At 75.2% G+C, this 13,797-nt stretch carries 14 protein-coding genes; 5 read left to right on the plus strand and 9 right to left on the minus strand.

Features of this window, described 5'->3' with window-relative positions; genetic code table 11:
• Positions 1-5: 5 nt before the first annotated feature.
• The 4 genes from IE108_RS11305 to IE108_RS11320 form a co-directional block, all read right to left on the minus strand.
• Positions 6-1,130, minus strand: coding sequence for a TIGR03364 family FAD-dependent oxidoreductase (locus IE108_RS11305; protein WP_064731775.1), 1,125 nt, complete (start codon positions 1,128-1,130; stop codon positions 6-8).
• Positions 1,131-1,262: 132 nt separating this feature from the next.
• A complete protein-coding gene (locus tag IE108_RS11310) occupies positions 1,263-2,018 on the minus strand; it encodes a GntR family transcriptional regulator (RefSeq protein WP_064728072.1) in 756 nt (251 codons plus the stop codon).
• Positions 2,019-2,074: 56 nt separating this feature from the next.
• Complete coding sequence (locus IE108_RS11315) at positions 2,075-3,055, minus strand: hypothetical protein (protein WP_064728073.1); 981 nt, start codon at positions 3,053-3,055, stop codon at positions 2,075-2,077.
• A gap of 100 nt (positions 3,056-3,155) precedes the next feature.
• Complete coding sequence (locus tag IE108_RS11320) at positions 3,156-4,550, minus strand: ROK family transcriptional regulator (RefSeq protein ID WP_373296952.1); 1,395 nt, start codon at positions 4,548-4,550, stop codon at positions 3,156-3,158.
• A 56-nt stretch (positions 4,551-4,606) separates the two neighbouring features.
• On the opposite strand from IE108_RS11320, the gene IE108_RS11325 reads away from it, so the two are divergent.
• From IE108_RS11325 to IE108_RS11335, 3 genes are all read left to right on the plus strand, one after another.
• Positions 4,607-5,698 (plus strand): Gfo/Idh/MocA family oxidoreductase, encoded by a 1,092-nt coding sequence (locus IE108_RS11325; RefSeq protein WP_064728074.1) that lies wholly within the window; start codon positions 4,607-4,609, stop codon positions 5,696-5,698.
• On the plus strand, positions 5,695-6,180 hold the full coding sequence (locus IE108_RS11330) for a heme-degrading domain-containing protein (RefSeq protein ID WP_064728075.1): 486 nt from the start codon (positions 5,695-5,697) through the stop codon (positions 6,178-6,180). Before IE108_RS11325 ends, IE108_RS11330 begins: the two co-directional genes overlap by 4 nt.
• Positions 6,181-6,314: 134 nt before the next feature.
• Positions 6,315-7,187: an LLM class F420-dependent oxidoreductase gene (locus tag IE108_RS11335; RefSeq protein WP_064728076.1), complete on the plus strand. Its 873-nt coding sequence runs from the start codon at positions 6,315-6,317 to the stop codon at positions 7,185-7,187.
• A gap of 86 nt (positions 7,188-7,273) precedes the next feature.
• On the opposite strand, the gene IE108_RS11340 is transcribed toward IE108_RS11335, so the two are convergent.
• The 4 genes from IE108_RS11340 to IE108_RS11355 all read right to left on the minus strand — a co-directional run bounded on the left by IE108_RS11340 (position 7,274) and on the right by IE108_RS11355 (position 10,071).
• A complete protein-coding gene (locus IE108_RS11340) occupies positions 7,274-8,131 on the minus strand; it encodes a fumarylacetoacetate hydrolase family protein (protein ID WP_064728077.1) in 858 nt (285 codons plus the stop codon).
• A 185-nt stretch (positions 8,132-8,316) separates the two neighbouring features.
• Positions 8,317-9,030 carry a YidC/Oxa1 family membrane protein insertase gene (locus IE108_RS11345; RefSeq protein WP_064728078.1) on the minus strand — a complete coding sequence of 238 codons (714 nt, stop codon included), beginning with the start codon at positions 9,028-9,030 and terminating at the stop codon, positions 8,317-8,319.
• A 108-nt stretch (positions 9,031-9,138) separates the two neighbouring features.
• The gene (locus tag IE108_RS11350; RefSeq protein WP_064728079.1) at positions 9,139-9,462 is read right to left on the minus strand and encodes a DUF6412 domain-containing protein; all 324 of its coding nucleotides are present in this window, start codon (positions 9,460-9,462) and stop codon (positions 9,139-9,141) included.
• Positions 9,463-9,522: 60 nt separating this feature from the next.
• A complete protein-coding gene (locus IE108_RS11355; RefSeq protein WP_064731777.1) occupies positions 9,523-10,071 on the minus strand; it encodes a winged helix-turn-helix transcriptional regulator in 549 nt (182 codons plus the stop codon).
• 140 nt (positions 10,072-10,211) lie between these two features.
• Between IE108_RS11355 and IE108_RS11360 the strand changes: the two genes are divergently transcribed.
• Together IE108_RS11360 and IE108_RS11365 are read left to right on the plus strand one after the other, a co-directional pair.
• Complete coding sequence (locus tag IE108_RS11360) at positions 10,212-11,621, plus strand: MFS transporter (protein WP_064728080.1); 1,410 nt, start codon at positions 10,212-10,214, stop codon at positions 11,619-11,621.
• A gap of 263 nt (positions 11,622-11,884) precedes the next feature.
• A complete protein-coding gene (locus IE108_RS11365; protein ID WP_064728081.1) occupies positions 11,885-12,907 on the plus strand; it encodes an SEC-C domain-containing protein in 1,023 nt (340 codons plus the stop codon).
• Between the two features lie 59 nt (positions 12,908-12,966).
• Here IE108_RS11365 and IE108_RS11370 read toward each other — a convergent pair whose 3' ends face one another.
• The gene (locus IE108_RS11370; RefSeq protein WP_064728082.1) at positions 12,967-13,749 is read right to left on the minus strand and encodes an SDR family NAD(P)-dependent oxidoreductase; all 783 of its coding nucleotides are present in this window, start codon (positions 13,747-13,749) and stop codon (positions 12,967-12,969) included.
• Positions 13,750-13,797 lie beyond the last annotated feature (48 nt).

The following is a 13,797-nucleotide window of genomic DNA, read 5'->3' on the forward strand; positions in this document are numbered from 1 at the left end:
TGCTGTCACCAACCCAGTTCGTTCGCGGTGGTCTCGGCTATCGCGGGTGAGCAGGTCATGCCGCGCCCGCCGGGCCCGGTGACCAGCCACACGCCGTCGCGCACGCGCTGCCGGTGCACGACGCGGCTCTTGTCGGTGCACTGCGCGTACACCCCGGCCCACCGGCGGCGGACCTTGGGCAGCGGCCGGCCCAGGAGGGACTCGACGACGCCGGTGAGGTGGTCGTAGGGGTCCTCGACGGTGTCGAAGGCGAAGGGGTGCTCGTACTCGTGGGTGTCGCCGATGGTCAGTCCGCCGTCGGCGCGCTGGACCATCAGGAGCTGCATCCGGTGCTCGGCGGCCGTGGCCGGCTGCGGCTGCCGGGCGTTCAGCTCGTCCAGGGCGGGCGAGCCGTAGGCGGGGTAGTAGCGGAAGCTGTCGGCGTCGGCGACCGAGGTGGTGAGGGGTTCGCCGAGGGGGTCGGTCTGCATCATCTGGAGGCGGACCCGCCGTACCGGCAGGTCCGGCCCGGCCAGCTCGCGGACCAGGCCGCCGAGCCAGGCGCCGGTGCACAGGACGACGGCGTCACCGGTGTGGACGTCGCCGTGGTCGTCGCGCACGGCGTTCTCGCCGACGACGTCGCGGACCTCGCGGCCGGGCAGGAAGGTGTAGCCCGGCGACTTCAGCAGTTCGGCGCGCAGGGCGAGCTGGGCGGTGCGCGGTTCGACGGCGGCGTCCCGCTCGCAGTACAGCGCGGCGTCGAAGTCGCCGCGCAGGGCCGGGTTCAGCGCGCGGGCCTCACCGGCGGTGAGGAGCTTGTGGCCGCGCGCGGCGGCGTCCGGGCGGGCCACGGCCGCCTCGGCGACCGCGCGTTCCAGGTCGCCGCGGAGCGGGGTCAGGGAGCCGTTGGGGCGGAAGCCGAGCGCCGGGATCCGGGCGCCGATCTCCTCCCACAGCTCCCGGGCCCGCAGCGCGGTCTCCAGCTCCTCGCCGCCCGCGCGGCCACTGACCCAGATCTGGCCGAAATTGCGCAGTGACGCGCCCCGGGCCTCCGTCTCTCGTTCGATCTGTACGACCTCGTGGCCGCGGTTCACTGCGTGCCAGGCGTGCATGGTGCCCACCACGCCGGCTCCGACGACTATCACTCTCACGACCGCCACGCTCCTTGCCATCGGGGAACCGGAGGAATCCGGCTGACAACGAAAGCGTGAACTGGTCGTCACGTTTGGGCTAGACCCGTTATCTTTTCGTTATCTTTGCGGGGTGGCCGCGAGGGTTGCTTTTCAGCCGCGCAGATGCGTCGTGAAGGAGAAGCGGTCGCCCCGGTAGAGGGTCCGGACCCGCTCCAGCGGGCCGCCCTCCGTGTCCCGGGAGACGCGGTGGATGAGCAGCATCGGGAGGGCCGGCGGGGTGCCGATGAGGAGGGCCTCGCGCGGGGTGGCGAGCACGGTCTCGATGCGTTCGTCGGCGTCGCCGAAGCCGATGCCCCGGTCGGCGAGGTGGGCGTAGAAGGACGAGTCCGGGTCGAAGGCGGTGTCCAGATCGGGCAGCCGGGACACGGCGAGGTAGGTGCTCTCCAGGCCGACCCGCTCGTCGTCGGCGAGCAGCACCCGCTCCAGGTGCCACACCGGTTCCCCGCGCGTGAGGCCGGTCTCGGCGGCGAGCGCGTCGGGGCAGGGGAAGCGGTCGAGGGTGACCAGCGCGCGGCCCGGGGTGCGGCCCTGGCGGCGGACGCCCTCGGTGTAGCTGGCCAGGGAGAGCGGCTGCGCCAGCTTGGGGCCGGCGACCACGGTGCCGCGGCCCTGGCGGCGCAGCTTGCCTTCGAGGACCAGCTCGCGCAGGGCCTGCCGCACGGTCTCGCGGGCGACCTCGTACCGCTCCGAGAGGTCCCGTTCGGTGGGGATGGCGCTGCCCTCCCCCAGCTCGCCGACCAGTCGGTCGATCCGCGCCTTGACGGCGTAGTACTTCGGCACGCGGCCGTGCTCCGGGATCCCGGAGCGGACGGGGGCGCCGGGGGCCTGGTCGTTCGGATAGTCCACGCAGGGATGTTCCCAGACGGAGGATTCGGGGACGGGCCCCGGTGGCGGCGGCCGGGTCAGCGGCGCCGGCGGGCCAGCGCCACGGCGCCCGTGCCGGCGGCGAGGAGCAGAGCCGCCGTGACCGCCAGGGGTGTCACCGAGCGGGAGGGGCCGGTGGCGGCGAGTTCTCCGGGGCGCTCGGCGGGACGCTCGCCCGGACGTTCCCCGGGGCTCTCACCGGCGCTTTCACCGGGGCGCTCACCCGGAACCTCGCCCGGGACGGGGAGGCCGGTGCCCGGGTCGTCCGGGGTGGCGGGGCCGGGGCTCCGCCCTGGGGTGGGGTCGCCGGTCGGGGTGTCGTCGGGGGTGCCCCCGCCGATGCGGAAGCGGTAGTCGTTCGACTGGCCGATCCACTCGCCGTCGCCCTCCCTGCGCTGGACGACGGCCGCGTTCGCGGTGACCTCGCCCGGGGCGGTGTCGGACGTCAGCGAGAGGCGGAGCTTGACGGTGAGGGTCTTGCCGGGGGCGACGGTGAAGCCGGCGAAGCGGTCGGCGTTCCCGTCCTCGGCCCGGGCTTCCGGATTGGCTTCCGGATTGGTTTCCGGGTCGGTTTCCGGGTCGGCTTCTTCCTCCGCTGGAGCCTCCGCCTCGCCGAAGGCCCCGACGAGTTCGTCCCGGTCGGTCTTCTCGAAGGCGACGGGGCGGGGGGTGGTGCCGTCGTAGAACTCCAGCTGGGGCTGGGCCGGTTCCAGGGCCCGCCCCTCGTCGACGAGGACGACGACCGGGTGGATGCCCGAGCAGGTGCGCGAGGTCGTGTTGGTGAGGTCCAGGTACCAGACGCCGAAGCCGCCGCCGGGTTCGTAGCCGGCGGGGCCGCCGTGGACGCGGGTGGTGAGCGGGAAGGTGTGGTCCTCCGGGGCCGTGCAGGCGGGCAGCGGGTCCCGGGAGTCGGCGTGCGCGGGGACGGCGGGGGCGAGGACCGGGGACGCGGCGGCGCAGGCGGCGAGGAGCGCGGCTGCCGCGACCGGGCGGGGGGACGTGGGCGTGAACAGTCGCATAAACACATGAGCGTGTCGGAGGGTTCGGTTCCACGGCACCGCCGTTCGGGGCACGCCCCCCGAACGGCGGCGGCGTTGCGCTCGTTCGGCCCCCTCCGGCTCAGCCGCCGTCCCCCCGCCCGAACAGGGGCGCGAGCAGCAGCTGCGCGGCGCCCTCGGCGACCCCGCGCGCGCCGCCGGGTGCGATCCGCACCGGTACGGCGCCCTCGCGACCGCCCTCGCGCCGGGCACGGGCGTCCAGGACGGCGCCGACCCCCTCGACGAAGGCGCCGGGTGCGGCGGCGACGGTACGGCCGCCGAGCAGGACCAGGTCGATGTCCAGCAGCCCGGCGAGGTTCGCGGCACCCGCGCCGAGCACCCGGGCCGCCTCGGCGAGGTCGCCCCGGCCGACGGCGGCGAGGCACAGGGCCTCGATGCAGCCCCGGGCACCGCAGGTGCAGGGCGGCCCGTCCAGCTGGATGACCTGGTGGCCGAACTCCCCGGCCCCGGTCCGCGCGCCCCGGTGCACCGCGCCGCCGATGACGAGGCCGGCGCCGAGGCCGGTACCGAGGTGCAGGTAGGCGAAGGACGCCGTCGCGGGGCCGCGGTCACCGCCCGCCGTGAGGCCGAGTGCCGCCGCGTTGGTGTCCTTGTCGACGACGACCGGCACGCCCAGCCGCTCCTCCAGGGCGTCCCGCAGCGGGAAGCCGTCCCACTCAGGGAAGCCGGTGACCCGGTGCAGGACGCCACGGACATGGTCGAGCGGACCGGGCAGGGCCACGCCGAGCCCGAGGAGGGTGGGGGCGGCGGCGAGGGTGCCGTCCGGCGGGCGCGGGGTGGGTGCGGCGGGGAGGGGGCTGTCGGGCGGACGCGGGGTGGACACGGCAGCCACGGGGCCGTCCGGCGGACGCGGGGTGGACACGGCAGCCACGGAGCCGTCCGGCGGGCAGAGGGTGGCGGCGGTCAGCTCGCGTGCGGTCCCGGCGACCGCCTCCACCACCGCGTCCGCGCCCGCGCCGAGGTCCAGCGGCACGCGCCGCTCCCCCACCACCGCTCCGTCGAGGTCGACCAGCACCGCCCGCAGTTCGTCCCGGTCCAGGTGCACACCGATCGCGTGGCCGGCCTCGGGCACCAGGCGCAGCACCGTGCGCGGCTTGCCGCCGGTGGACGCGCGGCGCCCGGCCTCGGCGGCCAGGCCCCGCTCCCGCAGCCGGGCGGTGATCTTGCTGACGGCCTGCGGCGTGAGACCGGTCCGCTCGGCGAGTTCGAGCCGGCTGATGCCCTCCGCGCCGGCGCCGCGCAGCAGGTCGAGGACGAGGGCGGTGTTGTGGCTGCGCAGGGCGAGCAGATTGGCCCCACCGGCTCCGCCCCGGATGCCCCGGCCGACGGCATCAAGACCGACGCCCGCACCAGCACCGGCACGGCCCCCGGCACCGGCACCCACACCGGCACGGCCCCCCGCACCACCGCCCAGGCCCGCGTCCACCCCCGTACCTCCGCCGTTCGCTCCGTTCACGCCCCCATTGTCCCCGGCGCTTGCACTTTGGCAACACCGTTGCGAAAGTGGGGGGCATGACTGGTACTCCCTCCGCCCACGCCTCCGGCGGACCGCTGCGCGTCGGTCTCGTCGGGTACGGCCTCGCGGGCTCCGTCTTCCACGCCCCGCTGATCGCCGCCACCGAGGGCCTGACCCTGGACACGGTCGTCACCTCGAACCCGGAGCGGCAGCGGCAGGCCCGCGCCGAGTTCCCGGACGTACGGACCGTCGCGACCCCGGACGAGCTGTTCGAGCGGGCCGGCGAGCTGGACCTCGTCGTCATCGCGTCGCCGAACAAGACGCACGTGCCGCTCGCGAAGAGGGCCCTGGAGGCGGGTCTGCCGGTCGTGGTGGACAAGCCGGTCGCGGGCACCGCGGCCGAGGCCCGCGAGCTGGCGGCCCTGGCCGAGGAGCGCGGCCTGCTGCTCTCCGTCTTCCAGAACCGCCGCTGGGACAACGACTTCCTCACCCTGCGCGAGCTGATCGCCGAGGGCGCGCTGGGCGACGTGTGGCGGTTCGAGTCGCGGTTCGAGCGGTGGCGGCCGAAGCCGAAGGGCGGCTGGCGCGAGTCCGGCGACCCGGCCGAGATCGGGGGTCTCCTGTACGACCTCGGCAGCCACGTCGTCGACCAGGCCCTGGTGCTGTTCGGCCCGGTCACGCAGGTGTACGCGGAGTCCGTCGTCCGGCGCGCGGGCGCCGAGGCGGACGACGACACGTTCCTCGCCCTCACCCACGCGAGCGGCGTCCGCTCCCACCTGTACGTCTCCTCCACCGCGGCGCAGCTCGGCCCCCGCTTCCGGGTGCTCGGCTCGAAGGCCGGGTACGTCAAGCACGGCCTGGACCCGCAGGAGGCGGCGCTGCGCGAGGGCGCCCGTCCCGGCCCCGGCTGGGGCGAGGAGGACGAGGCGCTGTGGGGCCGGCTGGGCTCCGGCGAGTCCCCGGTGACCGGCGGCGGGGACGCCGCGCCGACCGTTCCCGGCGACTACCCGGCGTACTACGCGGCCGTGGCGAAGGCCCTGCTGGCCGGCGGCCCGAACCCGGTGGACGCGCGCGAGGCCGCCGACGCCCTGGACGTACTGGAGGCGGCCCGGCGGTCCGCCCGCGACGGAGTGGTGGTGACCCTGTGAACGCCCAGGTACCCGAGGCCTCCCTGCCGACCGTGGCGGAGCTGGAGGAGCAGGAACGCCGCCTGGTGTTCCGCCGGTTCACCCACGAGGACGCGTGGGCGCTGGGCTCCCTGCTGGTGGAGCTGGCGCGCGAGCGCCAGGCGCCGGTCGCCATCGACATCCACCGCGGCGGCCAGCAGCTCTTCCACGCCGCCCTGCCCGGCTCCACCCCGGACAACGACGCCTGGATCGCCCGCAAGCGCCGGGTGGTGGAGCGGTACGGCTCGGCGTCGTACCTGGTCGGCTCCCGTTTCCGGGCCAAGGGCACGACGTTCGAGGACTCCTCGCGTCTCGACCCCGACCGGTACGCGGCGCACGGCGGCTCCTTCCCGGTAACCGTGGCCGGCGCCGGGGTGATCGGCTCGGTGACCGTGTCCGGCCTGCCGCAGGTCGACGACCACCGGATGGTCGTGGAGGCGCTGGAGCGCTTCCTCGGCGAGTAGTCCGGACGCCCGGCCGCCCTCGCGCGTACTCCGTACGGCGGCACCGGGAATCACGGCCCGGCCCCTCCGGTTGGCACGCGGTGTACGCATGCGCGCATGACGACCACCACGCCCCACCGGAGGGATCGCGGCTGATGAGCGACACGAAGGCTTCTTTGCGGGAATCCGTCGGACGGTACGGCGTCTGGAGCGTGCAGCTGCGCGCCGACGACCCGTCCGGGGCCGCCGAACGCGCCGAGGCAGCCGCCGAGTTGGAACAGCTCGGCTACGGCGCCCTGTGGCTGGGCGGCAACACCTCAGCCGCGCACGCCGCCCCGCTGATCGCGGCGACCTCGCGGCTCGTGGTCGGCACCAGCATCCAGAGCATCTGGGAGCACGAGGTGGCCGAGACGGCGGCGAGCTTCGCCGAGCTGGAGGTGGCGCACCCGGGACGCTTCGTGCTCGGCCTCGGCGTGAGTCACGGCCCGCGCGTGAAGGAGTACAGCCGCCCGTACTCGACGATGGTCGACTACCTCGACGGCCTGGACCGGGCCGGGATGCGCTCCGGCCACCGGGTGCTGGCCGCGCTCGGCCCGAAGATGCTGGACCTCTCCCGGGACCGGGCGGCGGGCGCCATCCCGTACCTGGTCACCCCGGAGCACACCGCCCAGGCGCGCGAGCGGCTCGGTGCGGCGCCGCTGCTGGCCCCGGAGTTCAAGGTGGTCCTCGACTCCGACCCGGCCCGCGCCCGCGCCACGGCCCGCGCCTACCTCGGCCGGTATCTGGCGCTGCCGAACTACACGAAGAACTTCCTGAACCTCGGCTTCACCGACGCCGACGTCGCGGACGGCGGCAGCGACCGCCTGATCGACGCCGTCTTCGCCTGGGGCGACGACGACACCGTCCGCACCCGGATCGACGCCTTCCTCGACGCGGGCGCCGACCACGTGGCCCTCCAGGTGGTGGAGGACGACATGTCCCGCGCTCCCCGGGAGGGCTGGCGGCGGCTGGCCTCGCTCCTGACGTGAGGTGAGCGCCCCTGAAAGGGGCGTGGGGAAGTGGGCGGCCGGCCACACCGCACGGTAGGCCGCCCACACTCCCCACGCCCCACCCCTCAGGCGTTCTTCAACTCCTGCCGCTGCCGCCCCAGCCCTTCGATCTCCAGCTCCACGACGTCCCCGGCACGCAGGTAGGGCTTCGGTTCGGGCTGGCCCATGGCCACCCCCGCCGGCGTGCCGGTGTTGATGACGTCACCGGGGCGCAGCACCATGAACTGGCTGACGTAGCGCACGACCTCGCCGACGGGGAAGATCTGCTCCGCGGTCGTGCCGTCCTGCCTCAGCTCGCCGTTCACCCACAACCGCAGGGACAGCCGCTGGGGGTCGGGTACCTCGTCGACGGTGACCAGCCAGGGGCCCAGCGGGTTGAAGGTCTCGCAGTTCTTGCCCTTGTCCCAGGTGCCGCCGCGCTCGATCTGGAACTCGCGCTCCGACACGTCGTGGGCGACCGCGTATCCGGCCACGCAGGCGAGCCCCTCCTCCGCCGACTCCAGGTAGCGGGCCGTGCGCCCGATCACGACGGCCAGCTCCACCTCCCAGTCGGTCTTGAGGGAGCCGCGGGGCACGAGCACGGTGTCGTCCGGCCCGACCACCGTGTCCGCCGCCTTGAAGAAGACGACGGGTTCGGCGGGCGGCTCGGCGCCGGTCTCGCGGGCGTGGTCGTAGTAGTTCAGCCCGATGCACACGACCTTGCCGATGTTCCCCACGGGCGGCCCGACCCGCAGCCCGGCGCCGTCCAGCGCGGGCAGGTCGCCGGCCTCGGCGGCGGACCGTATCCGGCCGAGCGCGGCCGGGTCGGCGAGCAGCGCGCCGTCGACGTCCGCCACCAGGCCCGACAGATCGCGCAGGGTCCCCTCGGCGTCGAGCAGCGCGGGGCGCTCCGACCCCTCCGTGCCGACTCGCAACAGCTTCATGTTCCCCAACTCCTCGGTCTCGGGCAGCCCGCCCGATGAGGTGCGACCTGGGTGCGGCAGGGACGCGACAACCATCGGAGGACTGGTCGATCCTCCAAGGTGCCGGTCCACTCCGCAAGACCCGGTTCACGTACTGGACCGTAGCCTCACCTGCGCGGAAGCCGCACCGGGGCCGCACCGGCGCCTCACCGGTACAGGACGGCCCGCTCCACGACGCTCCACGTCGTGCTGGTGACGACGTAGAGCGCGGCGGCCAGCGGCACGACCGCCACCGTGACGAGGGTGAAGAAGGACATGAACGGCATGACGCCGGTGATCGCCCCGAGCCCCGGCACCCGCTGCCCGCCCGCCTCCGGCAGCGGCGGCCGGTCGGCCATGGTCCGCCGGGTCAGCCGGTAGCTGACGAGGGCCACCCCGGCGACGAGCACGAACAGCGCGGCGTACACGAGCCCCGCGCCGCCGGCCGGCCCGCCGTCGCCGAGCGCGTCGGCCCAGCGCCCGCCGAGCGGCGCCGCGAACAGCCGGTGCGAGAGCAGCGGGTTGGCCTCGCCGCCGATCGAGGAGCTGGAGAAGAGGTGGTAGAGGAGGAAGAACGCGGGGACCTGGCACAGGCTGGGCAGGCAGCCCGAGAGCGGGGACACCTTCTCCCGCGTGTGCAGGTCGAGCACGGCCCGCTGGAGCCGCTCGGGGTTCTTCGCGTGCTTGCGGCGCAGTTCGGCGATCTCGGGCTGGAGCGCGGCGCGCGCCTTCTGGCCCCGGGCGGCGGCCCGGGACAGCGGGTGGACGAGGAGCCGCACGAGCGCGGTGAACAGGACGACGGCGGCCGCGGCGGCCGAGGCGCCGAAGAACGGCTGGAGCAGGTCGGCGAGGTGCTCGACCAGGCTGGCGAAAACGGACATGGTGGGTGAGCCCTCCGAGGGTCTCGTCGTGCCGGGTTGAGGAGATGGCGGCATGACGACACGCCCCGCGCGGGGGTGACTTCCGTGGCCTGGGGGGAAGCGGGTGCCCTACGCGGCGGTCGCCGGGAGGGCCCGTCCGGGTGCTCGGGGCCGGCGGCGGCCGCGGGCGTCGGGATCGCGTTGGGGCAGGAAGGCGGTGCGCAGGTCCCGGTCCCTGATGGCCGTGCGCACCCGCGTGGGCGGCACGGCGGGCGCGCAGCGCGCGGCGATGACGGCGCAGACGGCGAGCGCGGTGGAGACGGCGGCGGTCGCGGCGAGCGCGACGGTCGCGGAGAGGCTGCCGACGTCGAGGAGCGCGACGGGGAGCAGGACGAGCAGGACCGCGAGAAGGGAGGCGGGAAGGATCCGCGTGACGGCCCGGTCCCGGATCATCGGCGACTCCCCCTTCCCGTAGACGCGTTGGCCCCAGTTATACAGGACCCGGCGCGGCCGCTAGGCGGGGTCGGCGGCCGTCGGCTGCTGCTCGCTCTCGAGCGGCTGGAGCAGCCGGCGCGGTGCGAGCAGCGCCCGGCTGACGGGGTCGGCGGGGTCGGGGTCGAGGCCGGGGCCCGGCCTCATCTCGATGTCGCGTACGGCCACGAGGGTCCCGCAGGCCGGGCAGGTGTCGTACGGACTCAGCTCGGTGCCGCAGGAGGCGTGCCGGAAAACGCGCATCGGCTGTCCGCCGAGGTGCTCGCGCCCCCAGATCCCGAGCGCCCTGAGGGCGGGCCAGAGCGCGATGCCGCGGTCGGTGACGACGTACTCGTCCCGGGGCGGCGCGTCCTGGTACCGGCGCTTCTCCAGGATGCCCTCGTCGGTGAGGGCCTGGAGACGGCCCGCCAGTACGGCGCGCGGGATGCCGAGGTGGACGAGGAAGTCGTTGTAGCGCCGGACGCCGTAGAGCGCGTCGCGGATCACCAGCAGCGTCCAGCGCTCGCCGACGATCTCCAGCGCGCGGGCGATCGAGCACTCCTGCGCCGCGTAGTCCTTGCCCAGTGCCATGCCGTCCACTGTAGTCACTTTTCCCGCCCTTGGTTCAGTCACCGAACCTGTGGTGTTAGGTTGATGTGTATCAGTTCACTGACCGAACTGACACACTCCCGCATCCACCCACCGACTCCGGAAGCAGAGGGCGGACAGCCATGACCGACACCGGCACGGACCCGACCACGGCCGTCCTCGCCGAGGACCCGCGCACCGACCACGGCACGGAGCGCGCCTCGCCCCCGCACCCCGGCCGCACCCTCGCCCTGACCAGTGCGGGGACCGCCGTGGCCCTGATGACGTACACCGCGCCGATGGTCACGCTGCCCCAGACCGCCGCCGCTCTGCACACGCCGGTCTCCGCGCAGGCCTGGCTGCTCAACGGCACCCCGCTCGGCCTGGCCGCCCTGCTCCTGGTGGCCGGCAGCCTGGCCGACGACCACGGGCGCCGCCGGGTCTTCGTCGCCGGCACGCTGGCCCTCGGCGTCACCACGGTGCTCGGCGCGTTCGCGACCACGACGTGGCTGTTCACCCTGGCCCGGATCGCGCAGGGCGCGTCGGGCGCGGCGCTGCTGGCCAGCAGCCTCGGGCTGCTCGTGCACGCCTTCCCGACCCCCGCGGGCCGGCTGCGCGCGACCGGCGTGTGGGGTGCCTTCGTGAGCGGCGGCATCGCGGCGGGCCCGCTGGTCGTCGGGGCGATACCCGACTGGCGGGTGGCGTACGGCGTGCTGGGCGCCGGCGCCCTGGTGGTGGCGGCGCTGGGGGCGCGGGCCCTGTCGGAGTCCCGGTCACCGCGCGGCGGGCGGCCCGACCTCGCCGGAGCGGTCACGTTCGGACTGGCGCTGGTCGCGCTGGTGGCCGCGCTGACGCTGGGGCGGGAGGGCTGGCTGCGGGCACCGGTGGGGCTGCTGCTGGCGGCCGCCGTACTGCTGGGCGCCCTCTTCGCGGTGGTGGAGCGCCGGACGGCGACGCCCATGATCGACCTGTCGCTGCTGCGCCGCCCGCGTTTCCTGGCGTCGTCGGCGGGCGGGCTGTTCACGGGGCTGGCGATGATCGGCCTGTTCAGCTTCCTGCCGGCGCTGCTGCAACAGGCGCTCGGCCTGTCCGCGATGGACACGGCCTGGCTCCTGCTGGTCTGGTCCGGCGCGTCCTTCGTGGTCTCCCTCCAGGCCCGGCGCATCGCCCACCGCGTCTCCCCGCCCCGGCAACTCGCCGTCGGCTTCGCCCTGCACGCGGCGGGCGCCCTGTCGATGCTGGGCGCGGTCGAGGCGGGCTCCTGGCACCGGCTGCTGCCCGGCCTGGTCGTGGCGGGCGTGGGCAGCGGCCTGGTGAACGCCGCGCTGCCGCTGCTCGCGGTGGAGTCGGTCCCGGCGGGACGGGCGGCGATGGGCTCGGGCGCGCAGCAGACGTTCCGGTACATCGGCTCGTGTGCGGGCGTCGCGCTGACGATCGCCCTCGTGACGTCGGCGGGCGGCGCGGGCCGGGGCACGGACACGGCGCTGTGGGTGTCGGCGGGGCTGGCGGTGGCGGCGGGCGTGCTGGTGGGGGCGGTGCGGGAGCGGGGGTGAGCCCGGGGGGGGCGGACGGAGTGGCGGTGCCGGGCTGGGGGGCGGTGCGGGACTGGGGGGCGGTGCCGGAGTGGGGGGTGCCGGAGTGGGCGCGGGGCGGGGCCGAGCGCGGGGGCGGGGCTGAGCGCGGGGCGGCCGCGGCGCGGGGCGGCGCTGAGGGGGGGCCGGACTGTGGCGGGGCCGGATCGGGCACCCCGCCCGGCACCGGCGTACGCCCTCCGGGCGCCTCACCCTTGTCACCTCTCGGCAGTACGGTGTCCCCCATGCGCCCCGACACGCCCGCCGAGAACGTCGACCACGCCGCCGAAGCGGCCCGCCTGGAGCGGACCGCCGGCCTCTATCCCGAGGACGCGGAGGCCCTGCTGCTGCGCGCCGCGGCCCACTTGGAGGTGTCCGGCGACCGCCCCGCCGCGACGAGGCTCTACGACCGCCTGCTGTCCTCCGCCGCCGACTCCCCCGCGCTGGAGAACCCGTCCCTGGTCCGTGCCCTGAAGGCGTCCAACCTGTGGGAGTACGACCACGAGGCGGAGGCCAGGGCGATCATCGACGGCGTCCGTGCGGCGGCCCCGCGCGATCCGGCGGCCTGGGTGATCGTGGCCGAGGCCCTGGAGTCCCACGACGAGCTGGAGGCGGCGCACGAGACGTTCACGGAGGGCGCCCGCCTGCTCGTGGCCGACGGCGCGGAGCCCCCGTACCCGACCCACCCGCTCCTCTACGGCCGCCACCGCGTCCGCCGGATGCTGGGCCTGGACCACGACGAGTGGGACGCCCTGGCCGACACCCTGCACTCGATGCCGGTCTCGCTGGACGAGCTGCACGATCCGAAGCGGGTCTGGTCCCTGGGCTCGGACAACCCGGCGGACCTGGAGGCGGAGATCTCCCGCCTGCGGGCCGAGCTGGGCGCGTACCGGGAGGCCCTGTCCCGCCCGTTCCCGGTGGCGATGCTGCACTGGCCGGCCGGTGAACTGGCGGAACTGCTGGAGGCGTACCCGGCCCTGGCCGCCGAGTACCCGTCCTACGAGGACCACCTGGCGACGATAGAGGCCGCCCTGCGCGAACTGGCCTCCTCCGGCACCCCGAACCTGGGCGTGGTCCCGGGCACGGTCCCGTCCTACGAGGCCTTCGCGGCCTCGGAGAGCGCGTCCCCCACCGACCCGACGCTGCTCCCCCAGTACGCGACGACCCTGGCGGCCCGCGGCCTCGCGGTGACCTGGCCGCCGCAGCGGGGGGCGGCGTGCTGGTGCGGGTCGGGGCGGACGTACGGGGAGTGCCACGGGGCGGAGTAGTCGTCCCTCGGCGCCCCGGGGCGGAGTAGTCGTCCCTCGGCGCCCGGGGGCGGGGCGGGTCAGGCGTCGTCGCGGTAACGGGACGCGAGGTCGGTGCCCTGGCCCCGGAAGGCGGCGAGGTCCGCGCTGAAGACGTCCTCCAGGAGCCGGCGGTCCTCGACCCCGGGCGCGCTGACGGTCTCGCCCAGCTCCAGTCCGCGCAGGGCGCCGGTGACGACGTCGTCGGCGCTCATGCGGGGGACGCCGGAGAGGTCCATGCCCTGCACGGAGTGGAACTCGGTGGCCACGACGCCGGGGCACACCACGTGGACGCGGACCCCGGAGTCCTCCACCTCGGCGGCGAGCGTCTGGGACATCGCCACCAGGTGGGCGAGGGCACCGGCGTAGACGGCGCGGCGGGGCATCTGCTCCTTGCCGGCGGGGCCGGAGAAGGCGATCATCCCGGCGACGTTCACGATGGTGCCGCCGCCCCGCCGCAGCATGCCGCCGACGGCGGCGCGCATGAGCTGCGTGGGGGCGAGGACCTTGACGTTCACCAGTTCCCGGGCCTTGTCGGCGGGCAGCTCGGCCAGCGGCATGTAGTGGGCGACCCCCGCGTTGTTGACGAGGACGTCGAGGGGTTCGTCGGCGCAGTACGCCGACACCGCGTCGATCCCGGCCTCGGTGGACAGGTCGGCGGCGACCGTACGCACGCCGACCTCGGGATGCGCGGCGGCGAACTCGGCGAGGCGGTCCTCCCGGCGGCCGACGACGATCAGGTCGTAGCCGTCCGCGGCGTACCGCTCCGCGAAGGCCCGGCCGATGCCGGAGGTCGCGCCGGTGACGAGGGCGAGCTTGCTCATGTGGGGTTCCTGTCGATGCCGATGCCCGGCGCGACGGCCGGCGAGTGC

This window comes from Streptomyces parvulus (genome assembly GCF_014648855.1).
Lineage (GTDB): Bacteria > Actinomycetota > Actinomycetes > Streptomycetales > Streptomycetaceae > Streptomyces > Streptomyces parvulus.